This window comes from Shewanella sp. QJM3NY_23 (assembly GCF_056173105.1).
This window is the reverse complement of the sequence record NZ_CM149657.1, coordinates 3,379,047-3,403,143: the sequence shown is the minus strand read 5'-3', so window position 1 is coordinate 3,403,143 and position 24,097 is coordinate 3,379,047. Positions and strand designations below refer to the sequence as shown.

At 47.1% G+C, this 24,097-nt stretch carries 23 protein-coding genes; 11 read left to right on the top strand and 12 right to left on the bottom strand.

Features of this window, described 5'->3' with window-relative positions:
* Positions 1–148 precede the first annotated feature (148 nt).
* A complete protein-coding gene (locus tag AC0VXX_RS15065; RefSeq protein ID WP_110457121.1) occupies positions 149–550 on the top strand; it encodes a hypothetical protein in 402 nt (133 codons plus the stop codon).
* Positions 551–703: 153 nt separating this feature from the next.
* Positions 704–838 (top strand): hypothetical protein, encoded by a 135-nt coding sequence (locus tag AC0VXX_RS15060; RefSeq protein ID WP_475517071.1) that lies wholly within the window; start codon positions 704–706, stop codon positions 836–838.
* A 66-nt stretch (positions 839–904) separates the two neighbouring features.
* On the opposite strand, the gene AC0VXX_RS15055 is transcribed toward AC0VXX_RS15060, so the two are convergent.
* The 5 genes from AC0VXX_RS15055 to AC0VXX_RS15035 form a co-directional block, all read right to left on the bottom strand.
* Positions 905–1,570 carry a hypothetical protein gene (locus AC0VXX_RS15055; RefSeq protein ID WP_475514920.1) on the bottom strand — a complete coding sequence of 222 codons (666 nt, stop codon included), beginning with the start codon at positions 1,568–1,570 and terminating at the stop codon, positions 905–907.
* Between the two features lie 9 nt (positions 1,571–1,579).
* Positions 1,580–2,593, bottom strand: coding sequence for a plasmid segregation protein ParM domain-containing protein (gene parM, locus AC0VXX_RS15050; RefSeq protein WP_475514919.1), 1,014 nt, complete (start codon positions 2,591–2,593; stop codon positions 1,580–1,582).
* Between the two features lie 354 nt (positions 2,594–2,947).
* Positions 2,948–3,664, bottom strand: coding sequence for an RNA pseudouridine synthase (locus tag AC0VXX_RS15045; protein ID WP_475514918.1), 717 nt, complete (start codon positions 3,662–3,664; stop codon positions 2,948–2,950).
* A gap of 111 nt (positions 3,665–3,775) precedes the next feature.
* Complete coding sequence (locus AC0VXX_RS15040; protein WP_475514917.1) at positions 3,776–4,477, bottom strand: DUF998 domain-containing protein; 702 nt, start codon at positions 4,475–4,477, stop codon at positions 3,776–3,778.
* Positions 4,478–4,710: 233 nt separating this feature from the next.
* On the bottom strand, positions 4,711–6,060 hold the full coding sequence (locus AC0VXX_RS15035; RefSeq protein WP_475514916.1) for a Na+/H+ antiporter NhaC family protein: 1,350 nt from the start codon (positions 6,058–6,060) through the stop codon (positions 4,711–4,713).
* Between the two features lie 359 nt (positions 6,061–6,419).
* Between AC0VXX_RS15035 and AC0VXX_RS15030 the strand changes: the two genes are divergently transcribed.
* A complete protein-coding gene (locus AC0VXX_RS15030; protein ID WP_475514915.1) occupies positions 6,420–6,944 on the top strand; it encodes a DUF3087 family protein in 525 nt (174 codons plus the stop codon).
* A 299-nt stretch (positions 6,945–7,243) separates the two neighbouring features.
* Here the strand turns inward: AC0VXX_RS15030 and AC0VXX_RS15025 are convergent, their stop codons facing one another.
* On the bottom strand, positions 7,244–7,942 hold the full coding sequence (locus tag AC0VXX_RS15025) for a FadR/GntR family transcriptional regulator (RefSeq protein ID WP_475514914.1): 699 nt from the start codon (positions 7,940–7,942) through the stop codon (positions 7,244–7,246).
* A 639-nt stretch (positions 7,943–8,581) separates the two neighbouring features.
* On the opposite strand from AC0VXX_RS15025, the gene AC0VXX_RS15020 reads away from it, so the two are divergent.
* Positions 8,582–9,817 carry an OprD family outer membrane porin gene (locus tag AC0VXX_RS15020; RefSeq protein WP_475514913.1) on the top strand — a complete coding sequence of 412 codons (1,236 nt, stop codon included), beginning with the start codon at positions 8,582–8,584 and terminating at the stop codon, positions 9,815–9,817.
* 138 nt (positions 9,818–9,955) lie between these two features.
* On the opposite strand, the gene AC0VXX_RS15015 is transcribed toward AC0VXX_RS15020, so the two are convergent.
* Positions 9,956–10,891, bottom strand: coding sequence for a LysR family transcriptional regulator (locus AC0VXX_RS15015; RefSeq protein ID WP_475514912.1), 936 nt, complete (start codon positions 10,889–10,891; stop codon positions 9,956–9,958).
* 116 nt (positions 10,892–11,007) lie between these two features.
* Here AC0VXX_RS15015 and AC0VXX_RS15010 point away from each other — a divergent pair, with 116 nt between their 5' ends.
* The 4 genes from AC0VXX_RS15010 to AC0VXX_RS14995 all read left to right on the top strand — a co-directional run bounded on the left by AC0VXX_RS15010 (position 11,008) and on the right by AC0VXX_RS14995 (position 16,194).
* Positions 11,008–12,465 carry an NAD-dependent succinate-semialdehyde dehydrogenase gene (locus AC0VXX_RS15010; protein WP_110455853.1) on the top strand — a complete coding sequence of 486 codons (1,458 nt, stop codon included), beginning with the start codon at positions 11,008–11,010 and terminating at the stop codon, positions 12,463–12,465.
* Positions 12,466–12,490: 25 nt separating this feature from the next.
* Positions 12,491–13,771 (top strand): 4-aminobutyrate--2-oxoglutarate transaminase, encoded by a 1,281-nt coding sequence (gene gabT, locus AC0VXX_RS15005; RefSeq protein ID WP_475514911.1) that lies wholly within the window; start codon positions 12,491–12,493, stop codon positions 13,769–13,771.
* Positions 13,772–14,090: 319 nt separating this feature from the next.
* On the top strand, positions 14,091–14,870 hold the full coding sequence (gene lgt / locus AC0VXX_RS15000; RefSeq protein ID WP_475514910.1) for a prolipoprotein diacylglyceryl transferase: 780 nt from the start codon (positions 14,091–14,093) through the stop codon (positions 14,868–14,870).
* A gap of 133 nt (positions 14,871–15,003) precedes the next feature.
* Positions 15,004–16,194, top strand: coding sequence for a potassium/proton antiporter (locus AC0VXX_RS14995; RefSeq protein WP_475514909.1), 1,191 nt, complete (start codon positions 15,004–15,006; stop codon positions 16,192–16,194).
* 79 nt (positions 16,195–16,273) lie between these two features.
* On the opposite strand, the gene AC0VXX_RS14990 is transcribed toward AC0VXX_RS14995, so the two are convergent.
* The 3 genes from AC0VXX_RS14990 to rluF all read right to left on the bottom strand — a co-directional run bounded on the left by AC0VXX_RS14990 (position 16,274) and on the right by rluF (position 18,999).
* The gene (locus AC0VXX_RS14990) at positions 16,274–16,993 is read right to left on the bottom strand and encodes an oxidative stress defense protein (protein ID WP_475514908.1); all 720 of its coding nucleotides are present in this window, start codon (positions 16,991–16,993) and stop codon (positions 16,274–16,276) included.
* Between the two features lie 413 nt (positions 16,994–17,406).
* Complete coding sequence (locus tag AC0VXX_RS14985; protein WP_475514907.1) at positions 17,407–17,652, bottom strand: hypothetical protein; 246 nt, start codon at positions 17,650–17,652, stop codon at positions 17,407–17,409.
* A gap of 453 nt (positions 17,653–18,105) precedes the next feature.
* Complete coding sequence (rluF, locus tag AC0VXX_RS14980; RefSeq protein ID WP_475514906.1) at positions 18,106–18,999, bottom strand: 23S rRNA pseudouridine(2604) synthase RluF; 894 nt, start codon at positions 18,997–18,999, stop codon at positions 18,106–18,108.
* 280 nt (positions 19,000–19,279) lie between these two features.
* On the opposite strand from rluF, the gene AC0VXX_RS14975 reads away from it, so the two are divergent.
* The 3 genes from AC0VXX_RS14975 to AC0VXX_RS14965 are packed head-to-tail and all read left to right on the top strand — an operon-like array spanning position 19,280 to position 21,420.
* Positions 19,280–20,014: a basic amino acid ABC transporter substrate-binding protein gene (locus AC0VXX_RS14975; protein ID WP_475514905.1), complete on the top strand. Its 735-nt coding sequence runs from the start codon at positions 19,280–19,282 to the stop codon at positions 20,012–20,014.
* A 7-nt stretch (positions 20,015–20,021) separates the two neighbouring features.
* A complete protein-coding gene (locus tag AC0VXX_RS14970; protein ID WP_475514904.1) occupies positions 20,022–20,702 on the top strand; it encodes an amino acid ABC transporter permease in 681 nt (226 codons plus the stop codon).
* A complete protein-coding gene (locus AC0VXX_RS14965; RefSeq protein WP_475514903.1) occupies positions 20,695–21,420 on the top strand; it encodes an amino acid ABC transporter ATP-binding protein in 726 nt (241 codons plus the stop codon). Before AC0VXX_RS14970 ends, AC0VXX_RS14965 begins: the two co-directional genes overlap by 8 nt.
* Positions 21,421–21,557: 137 nt before the next feature.
* On the opposite strand, the gene AC0VXX_RS14960 is transcribed toward AC0VXX_RS14965, so the two are convergent.
* Positions 21,558–22,613, bottom strand: a complete 1,056-nt coding sequence (locus tag AC0VXX_RS14960) for a LysR substrate-binding domain-containing protein (RefSeq protein ID WP_475514902.1) — start codon at positions 22,611–22,613, stop codon at positions 21,558–21,560.
* 332 nt (positions 22,614–22,945) lie between these two features.
* Positions 22,946–23,971, bottom strand: coding sequence for a murein transglycosylase domain-containing protein (locus AC0VXX_RS14955; protein WP_475514901.1), 1,026 nt, complete (start codon positions 23,969–23,971; stop codon positions 22,946–22,948).
* Positions 23,972–24,097: the final 126 nt, after the last annotated feature.

Sequence of the window (24,097 nt, the reverse complement as noted above, 5' to 3'; positions counted from 1 at the left end):
TCGCTTTGAAATCGTTACTTTTTGATTGCGCTTGTAAAACAAAAGTATCATTTCGCGCTGCTCATTGTTACATCTCGTTGTGCTGCTATTTTGTCTAGATTACTATCTTGCACTTGGGATTAATTACTCTTGATAAAGGATTGTTTTAATGAAATATGCTTCACTTGCTGCGTTAACACTTGCCGCTGTTCTTACTGGTTGTGCTTCAGATCCTGGGCCACGTATGGCACTGGAAAAAACCGTTGAAGTCGATGGTAAAGTACTGAAGTTTAACGGTAGCTATCACGACAAGAAAAACATTTTGATCCTAACAGTGAACGGCGATCCCATCATGCAAGGCCGTTTCCCTCCCTACACACCGACTCAAAATTTAAAAGCCAATTATCAAGACTTCGCGGTACGCAGTCATTGCTACTTTGGCTCGGTGTTAGGTAATCAAGGCGGCGCCTTTGGTGCTATCGCAAGTGTGGTGCAGTCTTCAAAGAGCAGCACAGCCGATAAATGTGAGTTATACGTCAATGAAAAGTTAGTCGATAACTTATATTTCTAATATTTTTAAATTTAGGTTTGGCAATTAATCAGGGGGGCTTCCTCCCTGAATTGATAACTCGTGCCCCATTTTTATAGCCCATCCTTTATGGCATAGGTCTGATGAATCAGCTTGGTGAATAATCTTAATTGATAGGTCTCAGTCAAGGTTAGATTGATTGGTATAAACAAGCAACAACTCACCGCCAAGGGGATTGGCGAATATGCCCCCGTTGCAAACAATAGCAAGGATGCAGGCAAGCAGCTTAATCGCCGTGTCGAGTTGGTACTTCGCTCCGATAATAAGTAACCTTAATAGGTGCGCTAAACGTCCGTAAGGCGCACCTATTGGTTCATTGTTATTAGGTAATGGAGTCTACCACAGACCTTTTGATTTCACCCGGCTGGCACGTTCAAGCTGAGTTGTTAGGCTTGGTGTGTCATCGGGAGTCGTGGCTGTGGCTGGCGCTTGTGCAAATTGACTGCGCAGCGCCTTTATCTGTGCCATTAACTGATCTTGCCCTTGCTTAAGCTGACTGAACTGAGTGGCCAAGTCGGCTTGTGGCTGCGCGGTTTCTGCTGCGGGCAATTGACTCAGCTGGTCACTTAACTGCGCCTGCCCCTGTTGTAACTGCTCAAGTTGCTGCTCAATAGCGCTAAAATCCACCTTGCTTGTTTGTTGTGGCACGCTTGCGCCCTCAAGCATCGCAGTTAATTTTTGCCATTGCTGCTCAGATAGCCCCTTATCTTCGTCGGCTAAAGTGAGGCCAGCAGAGCGAAGTTGGCAGGCTAAGGTTTGGCAGTTTACCTTGTCTTGTAGCAAAGTTTGGCTCAGCATTGATGGCAGCTGTGGCGCCAATTCATGCAGGAATAACCCAGATAGGTACAGGTCTCGATGAAACTGGGTACGGCGCTGCTGCACGATATCAGGTTCATCATTACGCGCTTTTTCCTGCTGTTGCCAAAGCCTTAAGGCTTTAATGGCATAGCCGTGGGAGTCGTGAACCTCTGGTTCTAGCCCGACACTGAATCGAATCCGCATAATGGTCCTTTACACCGATTCAGCTGGTGTAGCGGCGTGATAGCAACAGATCTCTCTTGATAATGCTTCCTGAGGATCTTTTACCATCACGATTTTATCGCCCAGCGAAGGATAGGCATTGCGGATCGCGCTTTCAATCAGCATAGCGCCGCCACCGACTAAATAGATCCGGTTTGGGTTACGAGTAAAGGTTTTTGCCTCATAGGCTACCGCGGCGCCGAGCTCAGCGATTTTGTCCTCGATGCGCTCTAATACCCAATCGACTTTACTGATGTCGTTAATCACCTCTTCCACAAAATCACGGTTATGGCGACGCTTAATCAATTCATTAGCAACCAAGTAGCTGGCATCGCTGTCTGCAGCCGACAGAGCCTTTCTTGCCGCGTTGGTCACCATAGAGACACCAATCTCGGCATTGCCATACACGGCCGATACATCGTCGAACTCGCCAACAATGACGCCCATATCTAAGGTGGTGCCACCGCAATCAATTACCAAGGATTTTGCAAACTCATTGACACCTGAGTCCATCAGGGTGGTTAGCACGGCAGGTAGGCTTTCTGGCAGCACTTCAACATCGACAATAGTGAATAACTCGCCTTTATTGAGGCTGATTTCTCGCATCAAGTTAGCTTTCTTGCGGGCGATATTCTCTTCGTTTTTCTGGCAGTCATCGGCCTTGTAGTACTCAGTGATGGGCAGTGTGACCAGAATGCTCACAGGACCCGGTTTCACGCCAGTTTGCAGCAATGCATGGTGAACCGACAGCAGGTTTAAGTCGTCATATTGAAAGGCAACGTGAGTGGTCGACAATGCCTTATCTGATGTGGCGTCATAGGTGTATTTGGTCGAGGCGATTTGATAGTTAAAGACCTTACGGTCATTCAGCAAAGCGGCACTTTTCCAGTCTTTACGAAAAGAGTTGGGGGAAGTCACGCTGCGCACTAAGCCGTCTTCAATCCAGCTGATTTTTACATTAGTAGAGCCATCATCGATAGCAAATTTTGTCATGCTTGAATGCATTACCGTTCCTTAAAATAAACCCATTTTTGCATGTTAATACGACCCGATTGGCGCATAACTGAAATCTTTTTGCTGATTTATTTTAAGGTGGCGCTGTTGGTTACTCAGTAGCGTTAGGCTTCGAATGAAGGTGTCAGCACTTTTTCTTCGGCTTAATGGGGGTGGTTAGCGTGTTTGAAGTCGAAACTTCGTTGTCGTTAATAGCCTGCGGCGGTGATCTATATGGATATACGAATGTCGTGATTCACATGGATGTGACGGAACGACCTTCAACCACTCACCCCAACACCGACTACGTCAATCACTACTCAAACAAAACTCAAAAATGCCAACTCTTGATTCCAAGGCAACCCCTTATGCAACACTGGCCTGCAAGGCGGTTAACTCATCATTGGTTAGTGGTCGCAATTGCCCTGGTGGCAAGGCGCCAAGAGATAAAGACTCAATGGCCACACGCTCAAGGTCGACTACCCGATAACCCAATGCTTGACTCATACGGCGTATTTGGCGGTTTAACCCTTGGGTGAGCACTATCTCAAACTGACTGTCATCTAAACGCCGCACTTGGCAGGGCAAGGTGGTGAGGTTTTTATAGCTGACCCCAGCGGCCATTTGGGTGAGAAAGAGAGCATCGAACACTTTATTGAGTCGCACTCGATAACGTTTATGATGCTGATAATCTGGGTGCATTAAACGCTGCGTTAACTCACCATCATTGGTCAGGAGTAATAAGCCGCGTGAGTCTTTATCTAACCGTCCCACAGGATAAAGGCGCGGCTGCTTGGGCAGTAAATGCCATAGGCTAGATGGGTCGTGGGGCAGCAGGCGGCAGTCGGTACCGACCTGTTTGTTGAGCATCCAATATTGCTTGTGCTCCACAGCTGGCAAAGGCTTGCCTTGATAACAAATTTGTTGCTGCGCAGTTTGGCCTTGTGGGGAGTCGATAAAGGTAACGCTGTCGATATGGTTAGCTAGGCGGCCGTCGATGCTGATTTGGCCATCACGGATAAGCCGGGTCGCGCCGCGGCGAGAGCATAAACCGGTAAGGGCGATATATTGAGCTAAACGCATGACGGACTCTGATTAATCTACAATAGGGATAGGAAAGCTTATTATAGTCAGATACTTCAATCGATTAACTGTTTAAATTATTTATCTAGTAACTTAATCGGTCGTGGGTGTTTACCAGGTGACAGCCAGCTTGGCCGATATCGAGTCGTAATAGCTTTTTCTCGCCAGCTTCTTGATACTGAGCGCCAGTATGATGCACCAAATGGTCACTAAATGGATTTGACACCACAGCAAATAGGTCAGTAAACAGGGGGCTTGTTCGCCATGGGGGCAGGGATCAAAACTTAAACTATCCCAGTTGAGCATGAACGCTAGCACCGAGGCGCAGCATACGCCAAGCAGACTGACGATCACCAGTGGCGTTGGACAGATATTTTTATGATTAATATGGCCCAGCAAGCTAATACAATAGAGGCTTAGGGTGCTGATTAAAAAAATGGTTGAAAATAATCTGTGCTCAAACAGGTAATTAATAGGGTAGATCCCCATTAGTATGATGCTAATACCTACCGCGGAGCCCGCCAGTGCAATGGTGTGGCTAAATTGGTTTAACTGCAACTGCTGTAAACCATACATGGCCAGTAACATACAAATGCCAGTGAGGATCAGCCCCATATTAAAAATGTATGCCAGTGGCGAGCGAATATAGTTGCCTAGATTGCTAGGGAGTTGGCTAAAAATCAAGTTGCCCATCAGTTGGTATTGGGCGAGTAAGGTAATGGATATCCCTACAATGGCGACGACTGTGCCAGCTAAAATAGTAAAAATCACCATGCGGTGGAAATCGTAATTGATGGGGTTGTATCTTGTCATAACATCGCCAGTTAGGATTGCGATAAATAAAAAGGAGCGCAATAGTTGCACTCCCTTGATTCATTCGGCGATCAGTCATCACTGGCTCATATCGTTTATTTGACCGATTTATCTAACGATAGGGCTAGTAGCCGCCTTATATTCCTAAGGCGGTAGTTTAAACCATAATTAACGCTTAATACACAACTGTAATTGATTTTTTAACAGTTGTTTCAATCTGTATCTACCCTGCATTAATGGCGTTTACGTAAAATCACAATTGCGATAGCAACCAGTGCTAATACCATGCAGTACCAAGCGTGGCTCACCGCTTCAATGGGGCTGATGGCAAAGATAGAGGCGATCAGCAATGCCTGCGCGCCATATGGGAGCAGCCCCTGCACTATGCACGAAAAGATATCTAAGATACTGGCAGCACGTTTAGGCGTAACTTGATGTTTCTCGGCTAAGTCTTTGGCGATATTACCCGTTACCACAATCGATACCGTGTTATTTGCCACACAGGTGTTGGTCAGAGCAACCATGCCCGCAATACCCAGCTCAGAGGCTCGCGTCGATGCTTCACCTTTATGCTTAGAAAAACGGGCGATCAATTTTTCAATCTGTTTATTAACAAAAGCTAAGCCGCCTTGTTGCTGCATTAAGGCCGCGAGTCCACCGACTAACATCGACAGAATAAAGATCTCCTGCATGTTGGTGAAACCAGCGTAGATATCTTTACCAAAGATGATGAAGTCATAGTCGCTGGTGAATAACCCAGTCGCACCAGCAAGCAATATGCCCACAGTCAGTACCACAAACACGTTAAGTCCTGAGACTGCCAAGACTAAAATGGTTAAATAGGGGATGACATTAATAAAATCAATTTCTTGTGGCACAACATCCGCTTGCCCTTGGCCAGCTAGGGTAAATAAGATCATGGTAATGATGGCGGCCGGAATGGCAAAAATCAGGTTTTCTCTGAATTTGTCTTTCATGTGGCAGCCTTGGGTGCGAGTCGCTGCAATAGTGGTGTCAGAAATGATCGACAAGTTATCACCAAATAACGCGCCGGAAATCACCGCCCCCGCCATCACCGCTAGCTCGATTTGGGCTTCGTTAGCCACGCCGAGCGCAATAGGTGCTACAGCGGCGATAGTGCCCATTGAGGTGCCCATGGCGGTGGCAATAAAGGCTGCAATGACAAAAAATCCAGGAAGCAACAGGTTCGAGGGGACTAACGACAGTCCTAAGGCGACAGTCGCATCGACGCCGCCAGTGGCCTTAGCGACCGAGGCAAATGCGCCCGCCAGTAAATAGATTAAGCACATGGCAATAATATTGGAGTGGCCAATACCGGCGATAAAGGTTTCTATCCCTTGGTTGAGCTTCTGCTTAGAGATCAGTAGGGCCAAAATGATGGCGGGTAAAATGGCTATCACACTAGGAAGTTGATAAAAGGCAAAGTCTACGCCTTGGTTTTGAAAATAGACGCCAGCGCCAATAAATAAGGCTAAAAATACCAGTAGAGGTATTAAGGCAATAAAAGAAGCCTGTGGCTCACTAGAAGCGGGGGCGTGTTGCTCATGTGTCGGTGTTGTCAATGTGTTCTCTCTCACTGCTTAGCCTCGCTCGGCGAGTACGTGTCGTTAAAACAAGATGTTGACCTAGGGTTCCCATGCCCTCCTTGCAGGAACCTATCGCCTCGATGCGATAGTGGCCATCTCAATTAAGCAAGAGGATATGAGATTGAAAGACGTCTGTCAATTTAGACGTCTAGATGTTTTTACCGCTATTTGTTTTGTTTCTGTTAAATCTGTTATCACGGCATCGCATTCAGTTCGACTCGACAAGTCAATGAGCGTTATTGCACGCTGTTTAAATATAGTGGCGTAATGCCATTTTATGGGTAAGCCATGGTAATCTTACGCCTTATTCTTAGGGTTATTTACAGAGACGTCAGATGAAGTTAATCGAAATAGACAAGATCACCTACCGTGAACATTTAAACCGCGTGATCATAGTGTTTATTGCTTGCCTTGCTTTATTGTCGTTACTAATGGGTCAGCTGTTGATCAGTTTATGGGGCCAAGTTGAAGTAGCGACAGGCGAATCGACGGGTAATTTCCATCTTAATTTTTTAGGCGTACTGTTAGCTTTTGCTCTCTGTGGTGGGGTTTTATATCGACAGCGGCATCATGCCTACTTTAAAGAGATCTATTATGTGTCGCGTTTAAAAGCGCTGCATAATCGTATCTATCGAAAACTAAAAGCCATTAAACTCGCGGCACAGAGCGACGATGTCAATGCGCTGATTATTTTGAGCTTCTATTACACCAGCTTAAAATTTGTCTACCTGTTAGATGACAACACCTTGACCCTAAGTGAGGTGGACGCTGAGCTAAACCGGATTAATCAACAGATTGAGCGTTTAGGGCTAACGGTGGGCGCGCAAGATTTTAGCGCCGAGTTACTAGCTCGCTTTTAGGGTGAAGCAGTTACACCATCCAAGCGATAACATGTATGACGCAGATAAACAGATAACTTAAAAACAATTGCTAATCTAAAGGGGCGGCTAAATCAAGCCGCTTTCCCTGTTCTTTTTGGGCGTTTATCTGTTCCTCAAAGCCTTTATCTTGGGCTTTATTTACCTCAATTGACCTAGTTAAGCTTATTAATCGTGAGCGATTAGGCCGCACTATTAACTAGGTGATGAACCAGAGCAATAGATGTCAGTTTATCTGCGATAAGTCTGCTGTCGTGCGTGGTTCAAGTGAGTGTTTGTGGTTAGCTATCTGTGTCAGCTTTGGCATCTGAGAATTGTTTGCTGAGATGGGCGCGCATCGCTTGTTCGGCACCAGGCGCATCAAGGCCTAGCACCGCATCGACTAAGGTGTGTATTTCATCGGCCACTGCATTGTTGAGGTGATCAGTGCTATCGCTTTTTAAAGCTACGCCCCCCGCTGGAACATCGGCGATCAGCTGGATAAGCGCTTGATCAATTGCGGTTAAAAAGCGGTTATTACACATTAGCGCCAGTTGATGGTACACCTGACAGGCTTGGTTACTTATTTCGCCATGTTGAGATAGTTGTTGCAGTTGCTGGCGCGCTTCATCAGTGCCATGTTGCGCCGCTAACCCTGCCACTATGGGGGCAATGGCTAAGCGGGCTTGGCAGATCTCGGCATAAGACATCTGCCCCAATAAAAACAGATCTTTACAGTCATTACTTAGGCGTTCATAGGTCTGCTTTTTGACAAATGCACCGCCGGTGGCGCCCTGTTTTATATCGACGAGTCCGCGCGCTTCTAAGCCTTTGAGTGCCTCTCGAACCACAGTTCGACTGACCTGAAAGGTTTCAATTAACTCTCGCTCCGAGGGTAATTTTGCGCCCGCCAGATATTGGCCATCAAAAATAGCGTCTCTGAGTTGTTGAAAAACTTCGTTAGATGCCTTTATCTGTTTGATTGGTTTGAAAGTGTTCAAGATAAATTCCGTGTGCGGACGAGTCCCAAAATCATACCATAGCAACTCTTTAGTATCTTAGCCAACTCATTAATATTTGGCGTTAATCTCCCTAATTGATCCTGTTATGCGAGGCAATAGCCCATCGGAAAAGATGCGGATTTATTGTGCAAAAGCGTGAGCCTGACTGCAGTAAACACAATTGTGTGACCTTTTATACAAATGTGGTTAACGCAAATGTACAGCTAAAATCATATGTCATACATTTAACGTATGCTTGTTGTTGTGAGGGGGGGGGGGAAGCCCCAATCGATAGCATGGTTAAGTGGTTTCATGTGAGTTGTGCCTTAGCGCCATGAGTTTGTGGCGCTTTTTTATCAAAGCACATTTTCTCAAACCTAGGTTGAGCCATTCAACTTAACCATCTTGCTTGTGATCTCACTGTGGGGATGGCAACAACAAGTCCGAAAAGGTCGGCTATTTCAGCCTTATGACCGTGAAGTCGCGGCCAGTGGGAAATAGCGTCACTTCGATGTTGTGACATCGTCAATTTTGAGCAATTTAGCCAGAGGTCATTATGAAAAGATCAACTGTCACCCAACTTGTCGTGGTACTCGCTGCTGCCACGCTCACTCGCCGCGGATCATGGGAAATATAACAATGAAAAAATCCTACCTATCACTCTTAGTACTTGCCGCCATGTCGGTTCCGGCTGTTGCCGATAGCAGCATCGAGCAGATGTTTAGCCAAGGTCAAATGAAAGCCGAGTTACGGCTATTTGATTTTACGCGTGATTTTGATGACGCTACTACCACCAAGCATGACACTTCTATTGGTGGACTGTTTTATTACCAAACCGCTGCCGTTAATGGCATTAGTTTTGGCACCAGTTTCGCCTCGGCTAATCCGATTTGGATCAACGATAACAATAATGTGTATGGCTTGGTGGCTCGCGATGCCAATGGCGACCATGAGGCGGTCAATCGTCTACAGGAATACTTTGTGCAAGGCGAGTGGTGGAATACCCGCTTTAAACTAGGCGCGCAAGAGCTCAATACTCCATGGATGAATCGCCATGATATTCGCGCTATCCCGCGCACCTACCGTGGTTTTTCTGCCATTAATAACAGCGTTGATAATCTGACTTTATCGGCTTTTTATATTACCGATTCAATGGACTGGTCTGATAATAGTTTTGTCTCGCTCGATGATGTGGTGAAGGCCAAACGGGCAGGTGCAGGCACTACCTTAGAGGTGGCCGATAATCCTATGTACATCATAGGTGCTAAATATCAGCTACCGTTTGAGCAGGTTAATGCGGTAGCCGATGTGTGGCATTACAACATGCAGGATGTATTTAATCAGACCTATGCTAGGTTACACCTGTCAACGTCTGTGGGTGAGGGGCAGCTGTACCTTAAACCAACCTATTTAACCCAAGCGTCATCGGGCGATGAAACCGCAGGTGCGCTAGATACCTATCAATATGGTCTGCACGCTGGGGCAAAATATGCTGGCCTTAATGTCACCTTGATGTACGCCAAAACCGGTGATGATGCCTTGCTAGCCCCTTGGGGTGATGAAAAGGCGGTGATCCAACAGGTGTATCAGGCGGGTCGAGCCAATGAAGAGGTGTATGCCCTTAAGGTGGCTTACGATTTTTCTAAGGTAGTTAATGGCTTATCGGCTTATGTTCATTATGGTGAGTATGATGTGCCAGAAGACGCCGGCAGTGACTTTAGCCAGACCGACTTTTCGGTGAGCTATGGTCTGGATAAGTGGTTACCTGGCTTAAGTTGCCGCGCGCGCTATGCCTTAGTTGATATGGATAATGGCGAAGATCTCAATGATTTACGCCTCTATCTTAAGTACAGCTTTGTACTGGGCAATAGTTAATCTGCACCTATACTCCCCGTCTCATTAAAGAGCCTGTTTAATGTGATGGGGATGCATCATACCGATTAAGAGACCGATTAAGAGCAACCCAGTGGCGATCGCCTCCGGCTCGTCGCTGAGTTGTTTGCTTGATACGCCCTAACTGGGCATATCTAGGCTAAACACTTCATTAAACGCCGCCATTAACAGCTCGACTTTGGCCGTTTCTCGCGCCGAATGTTTATACACCATCGACAAATTAAACGGATAACTGGCGGCATCGCCGTGGATTATCTTCATCTGACCCGCCTCTAGCTCTTGCTGGATATAGCTTAGCGGCAGGTATCCAATATAGCAGCCCGATAAAATTAAGGTTTTACGAGTATCAAACTGATACGCTTTTGCCGACAAATTTAAGCGTTTTAATTGCTCGCGCCCATCGGGATCGATATCGACGCCAGGGTGGATAGAGGCGGTTTTTGACAGCATTTCGGCGCTGATCTGGGCATCACTGAGCTCAAAGTAGGGATGCTGAGCGCTGCAACACAGATAGATGGGCTCGCTAAACAGTGTGCGGTAGTGCAATCCTTCAATCTGTTGATAGCTTGGCAGTAAGCCCACATGGGCCTTGTCTTGCAGTAACGATTTCTCGATATGGTGCAGCGCTTCACCGTCTAAAATCAGGTGTAGCTGGGGTTGGCGCGCATGGATGTAGGCCACCACCTGTGCCAGTTTCTGTTGCATGGTGTGATCTAACTGATCGGCACATAAGATCACCAACTCGCCGATCAGCTCCTCGCCTAGGTTATTCACAAACATAGAGAAATCATTGAGTGAGTTAAACAGTTCTATGCAGGCGTGATACACGGCTTGTCCCGCCTCGGTCAGGGCAAATCCGCCACGACCTCGGCTGCACAATTTCAGTTTCATGCGGCTTTCAAGGTTGGACATATGCACGCTAATGGTCGAGCGGGTGACACCCAGTTCGGCTTCGGCTGCGGCAAAGCCGCCATTCTCCACTACGGTGCGAAAAATGCGCAGCAAGCGTAGGTCATATTCGGTGACAGCCTTAGGGATGATCGATTGCTTGCTCATAAGTTTTACCGTCATAAAACATTGTGTTGATTATTTTGTATTTAACCTGAGTTGCTTTTGCTATTCAATAGACAAATTAGTGACTAAAAGCTCAGCCCTTTTGATTTGGAGTATTTATGCAGGGAATTAAAGATAGCCAGTTAATCAAGCTCGCCTCATATATCGACGGTAACTGGGTCGATAGCGCCGACCGTTTTGCGGTGGTCAATCCCGCCAATCAACAGGTGGTGGCCGAGGTGGCCAACGCTGGCTGTGATGAAACCCAAGCGGCGATAGTGGCCGCTAAAAAAGCCCTGCCAGCGTGGTCAAAAAAGAGCGCCAATGAGCGCGCCGCACTGATGCGTAAATGGTTTAACTTGATGATGCAACATCAAGATGATTTGGGCCGCATATTAACCCTAGAGCAGGGCAAGCCGCTGGCAGAAGCCAAGGGTGAAATTGCCTATGGCGCGGCCTTTATCGATTGGTTTGCCGAAGAGGGCAAGCGTGTCTATGGCGACACCATTCCGGCGCCAGCCAGTGACAAGCGTATTATTGTGATCAAGCAGCCAGTTGGTGTGGTGGCCTCGATTACCCCATGGAACTTCCCCAACGCGATGATCGCTCGTAAGGCCGCAGCGGCCTTAGCGGCAGGCTGTACTTTTGTGGCGCGCCCTTCACCGTCTACTCCCTTGTCGGCACTCGCCATGGCTGAGCTGGCCGAGCGCGCCGGGATCCCAGCCGGGGTGTTTAATATTGTGGTGGGTGAAGACGCTGCGGGTATGGGCAAGGTGCTTACCCAGCATCCAGACGTGGCTAAGTTTACCTTTACCGGCTCCACTGCGGTGGGCAAAATTTTACTGGCCCAGTGCGCCACCAGTGTGAAAAAAGTGTCGATGGAGCTGGGTGGCAATGCGCCCTTTATTGTATTCGATGATGCCGATATCGACGCCGCCGTGCAGGGCGCTTTGGTGTCGAAATACCGCAACGCGGGTCAAACCTGTGTGTGTACCAACCGCATCTTAGTGCAAAGCAAGGTGGCCGCCGAGTTTACCGAGAAATTCAGCGCCGCCGTGGCGGGTTTGCAGGTTGGAGATGGCTTGAGCGAGGGGGTCACCGTTGGCCCGATGATCTCTAAAACCGCGGTCGACGATGTGCTAAAGCTGGTGGACGACACTGTGGCCAGTGGCGCGACAGTGATTGCTGGCGGTGGGCGCAGTGAGTTAGGCGAAAGCTTTCTTGCGCCTATGATAGTGACTGGCGTCACCAATGATATGGCGCTGGCACGTAATGAAATTTTTGGCCCTGTCACACCTATCATTAGTTTCGACGATGAAGCACAAGCCTTGGCGCTGGCTAACGATACCGAATATGGTTTAGCCGCTTATTTCTATGCCCGCGATATTGGCCGTATTTTCCGTGTTGCTGAGGGACTTGAATATGGCATGGTTGGCGTCAACGAAGGCATTATCTCTAATGCGGCTGCGCCTTTTGGCGGCGTAAAACAATCGGGTAATGGCCGTGAAGGGTCAAAATATGGACTCGATGATTATTTAGAAATTAAGTACCTGTGCCTTGGCGGACTGGATAAGTAACTCAATAAGATTAAAGGATTTCAAAATGAGCAACGCAGATTTACAAGCACGTAAAGTGAACGCCATCGCCCGAGGTCAGGGCAACGCCTATGCCGCCTATGTTGAACGTGCCAGCAATGCTGAGCTGTGGGATGTGGAAGGCAAACGTTATATCGATTTTGGCACAGGCATCGCGGTATGTAATACCGGCCACAGCCATCCAAAAATAGTCGAAGCCGTTAAGGCGCAGCTGGATAAATTTAGCCACACCTGCGTGATGGTTAATCCTTATGAATCGGCGGTTGAACTGGCCGAAAAGCTGACTGCTATCGCCCCGGGGCCGAGTGATAAGAAAGCGATTTTTGTGACCACTGGCGCCGAAGCCGTGGAAAACTGCGTCAAAATAGCCCGTGCGCACACGGGGCGTCGCGGCGTAATCGCCTTTAATGGTGGTTTTCATGGCCGTACCAATTTAACCATGGCGCTAACGGGTAAAATCAGCCCGTATAAGCATCAGTTTGGCCCCTTTGCCGGTGATATCTTCCACGCGCCTTATCCAATGGCGCTGCATGATGTGAGCGTGAAAGATTCACTTAAAGCGATTGAAAACCTGTTTAAGGTCGATATCGCCCCTTGCGATGTGGCAGCGATTATTGTTGAGCCAGTGCAGGGCGAAGGCGGCTTTTATATTGCGCCACCTGAATTTTTACAGGCATTGCGCGCGCTGTGTGATAAACATGGCATTGTATTAATTGCCGATGAAATTCAAAGTGGTTTTGGCCGCACCGGTAAGATGTTTAGCTTCGAACATGCCCAGGTGGAGCCGGATCTTATCACCATGGCGAAAGGCATTGCCGGCGGTTTCCCACTGGCGGCCGTGGTGGGCAAGAGCGACATTATGGATGCGCCGCTTCCCGGTGGTCTTGGTGGTACTTATGGTGGCTCGCCCGTGGGCTGCGTGGCGGCGCTGGCTGTACTAGAGGTCATTGCCGAAGAAAACTTAGTTGAGCGTGCGGCGCAGATTGGCGCGACATTTAACGAGCATTTGACCGCGCTGCAACAGCGTTATCCGCAGCTTATTGGCGAGGTGCGCAATCAAGGCGCGATGATCGCCATGGAGCTGTTTGTCGATGGTGACAAAGACCAACCCAATACAGCACTTACCCAAGCCATTATCGCCAATGCCGCCGAACATGGCTTAGTGCTACTGGCCTGTGGTTTTTACGGTAACGTGATCCGTTTCTTGCCTGCATTAACCATTAGTGATGAGACGGTACAGGAAGGGCTGGAGAAATTTAATCAGCTGTTTGCTGCTGTGGCAAAATAATACCAGTCAAAAAACCATGATTAAAATGGGCTTGTTTGAGGTATAAGTGGAGCTGGCGAACCATAACTAGCCGGTATTTTCCCCTTCAAGCGTGAGCCGATAACGAATGCGATTGCAAGCACAGCAACGCATGGTATCAAGGGCTTAGTCGCACTCGTGACTAAGCCCTTTTTTATGCTGGTAAGACTCAGGGTATCTAGCTAATTTATCGTGATTAATCCATAGTATGAGCTTGAATAAGCGCGCCAAGCGCGTGAAAATGCCTACTGGCAGATTATTTAAGCGGGTCACTTGGCCTGCACCTTATGGAGTAAAGCGTTTGGAGCACATAGTTTGGAATATCGATCCTGTGATGATCTCGTTCATGGGACTCAAAATACATTGGTATGGCGTACTGTTTGCCGTGGCGATCGCCAGCGGTTTTCAGGTGATGAAGCGTATTTATGTTCGTGAAGGTTTAGATGTAGAGTCGTTAGATAACCTACTGATTTACTGTGTAGTGGGGATCATTATCGGTGCTCGTCTAGCCCATGTGTTGTTTTACGATCCGGGCTATTATTTTGCCCATCCGCTGAAAATTTTAGCGATTTGGGAAGGCGGACTTGCCAGTCACGGCGGCGGTTTAGGGGCCATTCTAGCCCTGTATTATTACCATACAAAGACTAAAATGCCGTTTCTGTTTTTACTCGATCGCTTGGCGATCGCCACCGCCATCTTTGGTTTCTTTGTGCGCATGGCCAATTTTGCCAATTCAGAGATCTTAGGTGTGGTGACTGATAAGCCTTGGGGGATCATTTTCGAGCGTATCGATCGCCTGCCACGCCATCCGGCTCAGTTGTATGAAGCATTTGCTTATTTAACTATCTTTATCAGCTTGTGGTTCATCTATCGCACCACGCAGATGAAGCAAAAACAAGGTGCGATTTTCGGTTTATTTTTAGTGTTGGTGTTCAGCGCGCGGTTTATCATCGAAGAGATCAAGGTAAAGCAGGCGGCCTATGCCCAAGATTGGGCCATTAGTGCAGGGCAGATGTTGAGTGTGCCTTTCTTACTCTTGGGGGTTGTCTTGTTAGCGCGGCCGTATTTAACACGGCGTTAGGCTTAACTTATTAAGTGTGCATTACGTGTTTGGCTGGTGGAAGTTGGGCCATCAGCCATATACCGCTATAGAATTGTTGGCGCCCATGCGCCCTCTTAGGCTGAGTTCTTTAGCCGTCTAAAAAAGGATGTCGATGTCTTACGAAATTATCTTACTGGGAATTGCGGCATTGGTTGCCGTAGGCATTTTATTACATCATCCGTCTAAAACCTTTGGGCTGCCCAGCTTACTGATTTTTATGGGAGTAGGCTTAGCGCTGGGCAATGGCGAATTTAATTTTGTGTATGATAATTTGGCCGTCACTTCGATGGTGGGTGGAGTTGCCCTTAATGTGATCGTGTTTGTGGGCGGCATTAATACCTCTACCGAGAGCATTAAATTGGCCTATAAAGAGGGCGGTGTGTTGGCTACCATCGGCGTGGTGCTGACTACGTTGTTGTTGGCGTTATTACTCTATCCGCTTACCAGCTGGAGCCCAGTTATCTGTCTGTTGTTTGCGGCGGTGGTGTCATCTACCGATGCGGCAGCGGTATTTTCAATCCTTGAGGCGAAAAAGCTCAAACTAAAGCAGCAGACCGATCGCATATTGGAGTTTGAATCGGCCACCAACGACCCCGTCGCTATGGTGATGGTGATGATTTTAACTGGTATCGCCCTTGCGCCCAATGAGGCGATATCTGTGTGGGAGATAAGCCAAACCTTAGGGCTGCAAATTCTGTTTGGTATCTTAATTGCTTTCGTGGTGGCTAAGCTGGGCGTATGGGCGCTTAACCATATCCAGTTGCAAGAGTATGGTCTGATCCCTGTGTTTGTATTAGCTTGCTTTGTGCTTGCCGCGTATGGCAGTGAACTAGCGGGCGGCAATATTTTGATTGCTTCTTACGTTGCTGGGGTCGTGTTAGGCAATGGTATAAAGCGTGGCGGCGAAGTGACACGCCACTTCTTTAATAGCATGTCGTGGTTAGCTCAGTCATTGATGTTTATTGTCTTGGGGCTGCAGATGTTTCCCCAAACCTTGATGTCGGTGTTTACCCTGTCTCTGCTGCCGGCAGTATTGCTGATGTTTGTGGCGCGGCCGTTGGCGGTGCAGCTGTGTTACTTGCCCTTTAGGCAGGCCAGTTGGCAAAAGCGACTGTTTATCTCATCAATAGGCTTAAAGGGTGCTACTCCAATTGTATTTGCGTTAATTCCGGCGGCTGCAGGAGTCGATGGCGCCATCGAATTAGTGCATATCGTGTTCTTTATGGTGCTATTTTCTATTGTGTTGCAGGGAGCGGCTATCGAGCCGTTAGCGAAAAAACTCCAACTGAATAAAGATGACTAAGTTGTTGAAATAGTTTATTAAAAGTCGATATTGCTGAGTTTGCCAATGAGATCTAGCTTGCCGCCCTAGTCAACCGTACTTATTTCAAGCGGTAGATCACTTCGACTCGGTCGCTAACGCTAGTTTGTGCCTGCTGATAACTCTCGGCAATATTACCTTTAGGCGCAGCGTCCATGCGATACATCACCGGCTGCACTGAGCGCTGCTCGATATAACGGATCTGCCATACCCTATCTAACTCTGCACCGAATCCGGCGGCTAAGGCCTTGGCTTTTTGCTGGGCATCGGCTATCGCCTGTTGGCGCGCTTGCGCGATTAACTCGTCGGTTTTACTCGACGTAAAAACAATATGGTTAATTCGATTAATGCCCTGTTCAAGCGCCGTATCTAATATTTTATTCAGTTGTGTCAGTTCGACTACTGTGACGGTCACTTGACGACTGGCACGATAACCCACCTCGGTCGTGGTGCGGGTTTCGCTGTCGTATTGCTGTTTGGCTTGCAGTGAAAGGTTGGCGCTGTGGATCTGGTCGCGCTCGACGCCTGCTTCGGCTAAACGGGCTAAAAAGTCAGCGACAGCCTTATCAGAACTGGCTTTGGCGTCGGCTGGCATTTTAGCTTCGGTGACCACTTCGACATTAATTTCCGCCATATCGGCTTTAACCATCACCTGGCTTGTACCGACGGTCTCAATATGGGGAAACTCAAGTTCACTGGCTTGTACCTTAGTAGCTGTGATAGCTAATGTAGTGCTCAGCAGACTCGCTGATAATATGGCGGCTAATGTCGATTTTTTCATTGCTTACTCCGAAATAAGGTTGTTAGTCATTGATTGACCTATGAGATTGTCAATCTTGTAGGTATAAACGGCCGGGTTTGGGAAAAGGGTTAATTGCTATGAATTTTTTATTTAACCTGAATTTAGGTTATTTAGCGATGCAGGGCGATGGAAAAGAAAAGCCTAGTGAACGAGTATCCTGTCGTTCACTAGGCGAAAAGCGCCTTTGGGGGTGCGCCTCGAGATACCACCTGTAAGATACCTCGATGAAAGTGGTTGTCGTATTAGAAACTGTGCCTTTTGGCATGGGCTATTATATTGGCTGCCCTTTCACTTTCTGATACACGCTTGCTGCTGACGACCTATTGTTTTTATTATTGTATTTATCCGTTTATCCGTTTATCCGTTTATCCGTTTATCTGATCATGAATACTTTAATGTTGTAGCCATTTTAATTCGTACTTTAGTCGATTAAGTGGTTGAGCCACTCTAGCGATCTGAGCTCGTAAACTATTGACGCGGCCAGCTTGCAGTTTGCTCTGCTTAACGAGTTGATAAACGATTGTTTGAGATACCCCAAATTTTTGAGCGACCTCGGATAACTGACAAGGGCTCGTGGTCGCGTGTTCTACAATTCGCTGTGCCATTTTTGGCGTGATATTTTTACCTAAGTGACTCATTTAGCACTCCTCATAAAAATAGGTATCTTGCGGTGCGATGATTCGAACCGACTGAGTTATTTACTCGTTATTCAAGGTCCCACTGGCTTACGCCAAGATGATGGAAGAACTGCCATTGTTGCTGTATTAGTGACCTAAATTGAGTTAGATTTTTCATGATTGACTCCTGAGCTAACAACTTATCTTTGGCAATAGTTGCTATTACCTCTATATGGGTATGTAAGTATTGTGCCAACTTTTGGTTAATCGATAATCTATTGATTTTAATGGGTTTATATTTACAGGTGTCGGTGTGAGGTTGTTATTTTGATGAAAGTGCTCACCAAAATAGAGCAGGCTTGCATAAGCTTGGTGCGTTACAGCGGTTGCTACCGATATTCAATGAATAATTATTAGTGGACTAGATAATTGATAATGCAACTCGCCGCTAGGCGAGTTGCATTATCTTTGATGCTAGCGCTTAGGGCGTCTAGAGTGCGATGGCTTACCTTTATTAGCGCCAGCAGGTTTTTTCTTTTTACCATGATTTTGCATAAAGTGCTCAGGGCCTTCAATCTTATCCCGTAGCGATTTATTGGGTTTCTTGGCAGGTTTTTTTACCGCTTTTTTGGGGCTTTTCTTATCTTCAGATGAAGAGTGTTCGATAAGCTTAAACAGGGTTGAAAGTTCCTCCTCATCTAAGTCACGCCACTCTCCTAAAGGTAATCCTTTTAAGGAGACATTCATTATGCTTTGGCGTTCAAGCTTGGTCACTTCAAAATTGAAATGCTCACACATTCTGCGGATTTGGCGGTTAAGGCCTTGTACCAGTACGATTTTAAACACGAAAGTAGAGAGCTGCTCTACCTTACACTTCTTGGTAATAACCCCAAGCATGGGCACGCCAGCGCGCATACCTGTTAAAAACGCCTCAGTGATCGGCTTGTTTACTGTTACCACATACTCTTTGTCGTGATTATTGCCAGCACGCAAAATTTTATTGACCAGATCGCCATTATTGGTCAGAAAAATTAGCCCTTGAGAGTCTTTATCTAAGCGGCCAATGGGAAATACGCGCTCACTATGATTGACGAAGTCGACGATGTTATCGCGCTCGGCGTTTTCGGTGGTGCTGACGATGCCGACAGGCTTATTTAAGGCGATAAATACCAAGTCGTCGGCGTCTCTTGGCTCAATATCACGACCATTAACTTTCACCTTATCGCCAAATGAGACTTGGTCGCCTATTTGAGCGCGTTTACCATTAATAAAAACATTACCTTGCTCGATAAAACGATCGGCTTCTCGGCGAGAACAAATACCACTTTCACTGATGTACTTGTTAAGACGGATCCCAGCTTCGCTCACAATGGCTTCCTTTGAAAAGAGGAGCGCTTTTCGCGTTCCGAGTAATGGGCGCCAATTGCAGGGCGCAGTAGGTGTAAATGCTATCACATTCACCGTCATTGGGTGGCACAAAAAATGGTATTTGCTCGTGCTATCTATCTGTCATCTGAAAGGAAGAGGGTTACATCTATAACTTGAAAGTGAATTAATAGTCGAATAAATAGCATATTTATTGACACGAAAAGGGCGGGTGCTTATAGTCTGTGGCAGTTGAGGTATTTATAGAAAAAGAGAGTTTACAATGAACAAATCCGTGTTATTAGGCAGTTTTAGCTTGGTTGTAGCCTTGTTGTTAACTGGATGTGGTAAAAGTGATGATGTACTCGTGGTTGGTACCAATGCAGCCTTCCCGCCTTTTGAATATGTCGGTGGTATTAGTGGCGATGAAATCAAAGGCTTCGATATAGATTTAGCGCGTCAGATAGCTAAAGACGCCGGTAAGACCTTAAAGGTCGAAAATATGAAGTTTGACTCGCTAATAGTGGCGTTAAACTCAGGCAAAATTGATTTTATCGCCTCGGGAATGACCATCACCACTGAACGCCAAAAAAGCGTTGATTTTTCGGCGCCATACTACGAAGCAACCCAAGTAGTATTAGTGAATAAAAATGAAGAGAGTATTAACAGCCTTGATGACCTTAAAGGCAAGCATTTTGCGGTGCAGTTAGGGTCAACGGCCGACATCATGGCAAAGCAATATACCCAAGAGGTAACCGCCTTTAATACCGGTTTTGAAGCTATTATGGAGCTGAAAAATGGCAAGGTGGATTTGGTGCTATTTGACAGTGAGCCTGCGGCTAGCTACCTAGCTAAAAACCCAGAGTTGAAACTTATCAGCCTCGACTTCGAGCCTGAGTTTTATGGGTTTGCTGTGAGCAAGAGCCAGCCTGAGCTACTTCAGAGTATCAATACTACCTTGGCCAATATGAAAGCCAGTGGCCAGTATGATGCACTGATCGCCCAACATATGAAGTGAGCAATCCATGATAGATGCAATTAACACTTCGCTGTTCACCCCGATTGGTGACGACGGCTTAATAGGTATCTTGCTGATTTTAAATGGTCTCAAGGTCACTCTGATGGTCACCTTTTTCGCCATGATCTTAGGGGCGATATTAGGCATTACCACCACCATGATGAAGATGTCATCTAAGTGGTATCTACGTTGGCCTGCCGATTTGTATGTAGGTGTGATCCGAGGCACACCAGTGGTTGTGCAGTTAGTGATCCTTTACTTTATCGTATTGTCCTTTTTAGATGTCGACAAGGTAACCGCGGCCATTATTGCCTTTGGCCTTAACAGCGGCGCCTATATCTCTGAAATTATCCGCGCCGGTATCGAAGCGGTGGATAAAGGGCAAACCGAGGCGGCGCGCTCCTTAGGCTTGTCTCCAGGGATGACCATGAAAGAGGTGATCATGCCGCAGGCGGTAAAGAAGATTTTACCCGCCCTTGGCAACGAGTTTATCGTGCTACTAAAAGAGACCGCGGTCATAGGTTTTATTGGTGGCGTCGATTTGATGCGTGCTGGCGAAATCATTCGTAGCCGTACCTTTGAGGACAGTGTGCCGCTATTTACCTGTGCAATAATCTACCTGCTACTGACGTACAGCTTCACCTTTATGCTGTCAAAACTGGAAAAGAGGCTAAAGCAAAGTGATTAAGATAACCAATTTACATAAGAGCTTTGGTGATAATCAGGTGCTTAAGGGGATTAGTCAGCATATCGCCCGCGGCGAAGTGGTGAGCGTAATTGGCCCAAGTGGTAGTGGTAAGAGTACTTTTTTACGCTGTATCAACTTGCTAGAGCAGCCGACCGAAGGTGATATTGCTATCGATGGTCAGTCGATCACGGCTAAAGGCGCCTGCATCGATAAGCTGCGTCAAAAAGTGGGGATGGTGTTTCAAAATTTTAATCTGTTTCCTCATAAAACCGTGATGCAAAATATTACCTTAGCCCCAGTAAAGCTCGGCTTGATGAGCCAAGTTGAGGCCGACCGTCAGGCGGTGGAGTTGCTGGCACAAGTGGGCTTGCAAGATAAGGCCAATGCTTATCCTGCCAGCTTATCGGGTGGCCAAAAGCAGCGGGTGGCCATTGCTCGCGCCTTGGCGATGCAGCCTGAATTAATGCTATTTGATGAGCCTACCTCGGCGCTCGACCCTGAAATGGTCGGCGACGTACTCGATGTGATGAAGTCGTTGGCGTTAGCGGGCATGACCATGGTGATTGTCACCCATGAAATGGGCTTTGCGCGAGATGTGTCCGACAGAGTGATTTTTATGGATGGGGGCTATGTGGTTGAAGATAGCTCACCGCAGGCGCTATTTAGCGCCCCTAAAGAGGCGCGTACTCAGGCATTTTTAAGTAAGGTGTTACGCTAGTCGGTTAGTCTATATTGATATTATGCCCCTAATTATCTATCGATAAAAAGGCTCTATTCTTGAGCATATTAATAAGGCAAGCTTTCGGGCTTGCCTTATTATTGGTTGCATTTTACGCGGCGCCCAGCGCCTTAAGTTTAAAGCGATTTGCCGTTTGAGCCGCCAGTCGCATCACTAGAGTCGCCATTACAACCACAACCTTCGCCGCACACAGGTTTAAGCTTGGTGTAGTTAAGCGATGGTGTTTTGCCATGATAGCGTGCTTGCATGTCGTGCAACTTGTCGGTCAGCATGGTTTTTAAACAGTTAGCCAGAGGTTCAATCACCCCCTGATGACAATGCAGATAATAACTGTCACAGGGCAGACCGCTGGTGGCAAGCCACTGCTCGGAGACATCGATAAACCCCACATCGCTGCGGTGCTCAAAGTAGGGCAGTGACATCACAGATGACAGCAGGCAAATATCATCGCTTCTACTGGTATGGTCGACCAACATACGCAAACTAGGGCTTCGCAGCACAATATTAAGATCGATATTATGGGCCTGAGCATACTGCTCTATGCCGTGTAATTGCTGCTCATGTAGGTTGGTGTTGACTAAGGTGATGTTGTAGTTAAATAGATCGACCAGAGGTTGTGTCGAGCTCAAGATCGGATGGCCGCTTCTAGCCACCATAAAGAAATGATCAATATCACCCAATTTAATGTTATTCACCATGGGATGGTGGATAGGTTCGGTGGAGATGGTGCAATCAACTTTACCCTGACACAAGCGCTGGCTGATGTTTTCTGACCATGGCATCACATTGATATTGACCCCGCCTTCAATACAGTGGCAGGTGTGTTTTAGGTTATTCATCACCATTAATGACCACTGTTCGTATGTGGCAATCGTCAACTGAAATGGCTCTAAGGTTTTGCCTATGGTGATGGCGATAATTTTGTCGTATTGCTCAAGAATGGTCTGCACCATGGGGTAGAGGCGTAGCGCAATATGATTGGGCTCAAAGCCATATTGCTGGCGGATAAATAGCTCATTTTCTAATACCTCACGCAGGCACATCAATGAGCGGCTGACCTTAGATTGAGTAGTCAGTAGTTTTTCAGCAACCGCGATGCCATTTTTAAGTTCAACCAAGCCGACAAATACCTGTAAGGTAAAGTAATCTAAGCGGCTGACTTTTTTGTACATAGCCTGGCTCCTTGCGTTGTCAGTGGCTGGGGATGGTGATGGGCCAACGATAAGGTTCACTGTTCGCTTAGGATGGGCAATAGACGTATATGACCGATACACTCACAGGGCGTTAGCCTGTGTTAGTTTGTCGTACTCATCGATTATTCGCCCTGACACTGTGACATAGTCAGTTGGGCGTATAGCCGTGGTGGTGTTTATCAATGGGTAAGGCTGGGCACCATCCTTTGTTGTGTGGTTATAGCACCACTAATAGAATAAAACTGCATGGGTGGTCACATTTTAAGCGCTGCAACTAGCCTGTTAGCCAAGGATATGACTGCTTATGTCTTCTAAAGGTATTTATGGCGTTTGCTGGTGACTTTTTTTAGGTAGTTACGGCTTTCTTGTCGAATATGGCGCTGAGTTAAAAACCAATAAAATTCGCTGCGAGTCATGTTATTGATGCGGGCCAAGGCTTGGCGACGATCGCCGCGGGGATTAAGGCTTTTCCATAAATTACCTGTGCCACCGTTATAACTGGATATCACTGCGTATTCGCGCTTTTGTGGATCGTCAATGCCTTTAAGATAACGGCTAGAGAGCAGGTGTAAATAACCGGTCGCCACCTCAATATTTTTTTGTGGATGGTATAAATAGGTCGCTGACGGCGTATGGGCATAGCCTTTAATTAAATTAAAATAATCCCGTCCAGCGGTGTTGGCCTTGATTTGCATTAACCCTAGTGCATTAGAGCGTGATTTGGCTAAGGGATTAAAGGCGCTTTCGGTCTCCATGATCGCCATGATCAAATCAGGTTTAACCCCATAGGTACGCGCCGAGTGGCGCACAAACTCAATATACTTGTTGCCAGCAATTTGGGTGTGATTGTTGACCATGCGAATTGCCACCCGAAAACGGGTCGCTGGGGCCGCACTTTGCTGATTAATATTTTGATTTATCAGGTAGTCGGCAAAGCGCGCCGCCCGCCAATGAAACTCGATGGGTTGGCCATCTTGATCGTGTACCTGCTCCCAAAAAAAGGGCTTCTGCTTACCATTGATGAGGCCAAAATCGTGGGCGGTTTTGGCATCGATCACTTCGGGATCGATCTGAGTCAGCAGCACTTGGATCACCGCTTGTTTGAGCGAGGCTTTATTAACACTTTCAACCACAACCAGCCCGCGTTCGAAATCGACGTAGGTGTGCTCTTGTTCGGCCTGATTAAGCACTAATACCGAGGGCGCTAAGCTGGGAGTGTTATGTTGATACTCGCGCAGTAACGCAGCTACATCGTCCTCATATTGGCTCAGATCTAGGCTCAATGCATTGCAGCAATACAGCAAAAAAAAGCCAGCAATAGTATGATATTTGTTCATTTATCAACGCATTAAGCATAGGTGATATTCGTTAGCAGTATACGTGTTCGGCGCACTGGGGTTCAATGCTTGTTTGGTAAAGATGAGCGCCAGTACGCATCTGCTCATGGTGCGTACTGGCGAGAT

Coding starts and splice junctions, on each gene's coding strand:
- AC0VXX_RS15065 (WP_110457121.1), top strand. CDS start 149: ATGAAATATGCTTCACTTGCTGCGTTAACACTTGCCGCTGTTCTTACT.
- AC0VXX_RS15055 (WP_475514920.1), bottom strand. CDS start 1,570: ATGCGGATTCGATTCAGTGTCGGGCTAGAACCAGAGGTTCACGACTCC.
- parM (WP_475514919.1), bottom strand. CDS start 2,593: ATGCATTCAAGCATGACAAAATTTGCTATCGATGATGGCTCTACTAAT.
- AC0VXX_RS15045 (WP_475514918.1), bottom strand. CDS start 3,664: ATGCGTTTAGCTCAATATATCGCCCTTACCGGTTTATGCTCTCGCCGC.
- AC0VXX_RS15040 (WP_475514917.1), bottom strand. CDS start 4,477: ATGACAAGATACAACCCCATCAATTACGATTTCCACCGCATGGTGATT.
- AC0VXX_RS15030 (WP_475514915.1), top strand. CDS start 6,420: ATGAAGTTAATCGAAATAGACAAGATCACCTACCGTGAACATTTAAAC.
- AC0VXX_RS15020 (WP_475514913.1), top strand. CDS start 8,582: ATGAAAAAATCCTACCTATCACTCTTAGTACTTGCCGCCATGTCGGTT.
- AC0VXX_RS15015 (WP_475514912.1), bottom strand. CDS start 10,891: ATGAGCAAGCAATCGATCATCCCTAAGGCTGTCACCGAATATGACCTA.
- AC0VXX_RS15010 (WP_110455853.1), top strand. CDS start 11,008: ATGCAGGGAATTAAAGATAGCCAGTTAATCAAGCTCGCCTCATATATC.
- gabT (WP_475514911.1), top strand. CDS start 12,491: ATGAGCAACGCAGATTTACAAGCACGTAAAGTGAACGCCATCGCCCGA.
- AC0VXX_RS14995 (WP_475514909.1), top strand. CDS start 15,004: ATGTCTTACGAAATTATCTTACTGGGAATTGCGGCATTGGTTGCCGTA.
- AC0VXX_RS14990 (WP_475514908.1), bottom strand. CDS start 16,993: ATGAAAAAATCGACATTAGCCGCCATATTATCAGCGAGTCTGCTGAGC.
- AC0VXX_RS14985 (WP_475514907.1), bottom strand. CDS start 17,652: ATGAGTCACTTAGGTAAAAATATCACGCCAAAAATGGCACAGCGAATT.
- AC0VXX_RS14975 (WP_475514905.1), top strand. CDS start 19,280: ATGAACAAATCCGTGTTATTAGGCAGTTTTAGCTTGGTTGTAGCCTTG.
- AC0VXX_RS14970 (WP_475514904.1), top strand. CDS start 20,022: ATGATAGATGCAATTAACACTTCGCTGTTCACCCCGATTGGTGACGAC.
- AC0VXX_RS14960 (WP_475514902.1), bottom strand. CDS start 22,613: ATGTACAAAAAAGTCAGCCGCTTAGATTACTTTACCTTACAGGTATTT.
- AC0VXX_RS14955 (WP_475514901.1), bottom strand. CDS start 23,971: ATGAACAAATATCATACTATTGCTGGCTTTTTTTTGCTGTATTGCTGC.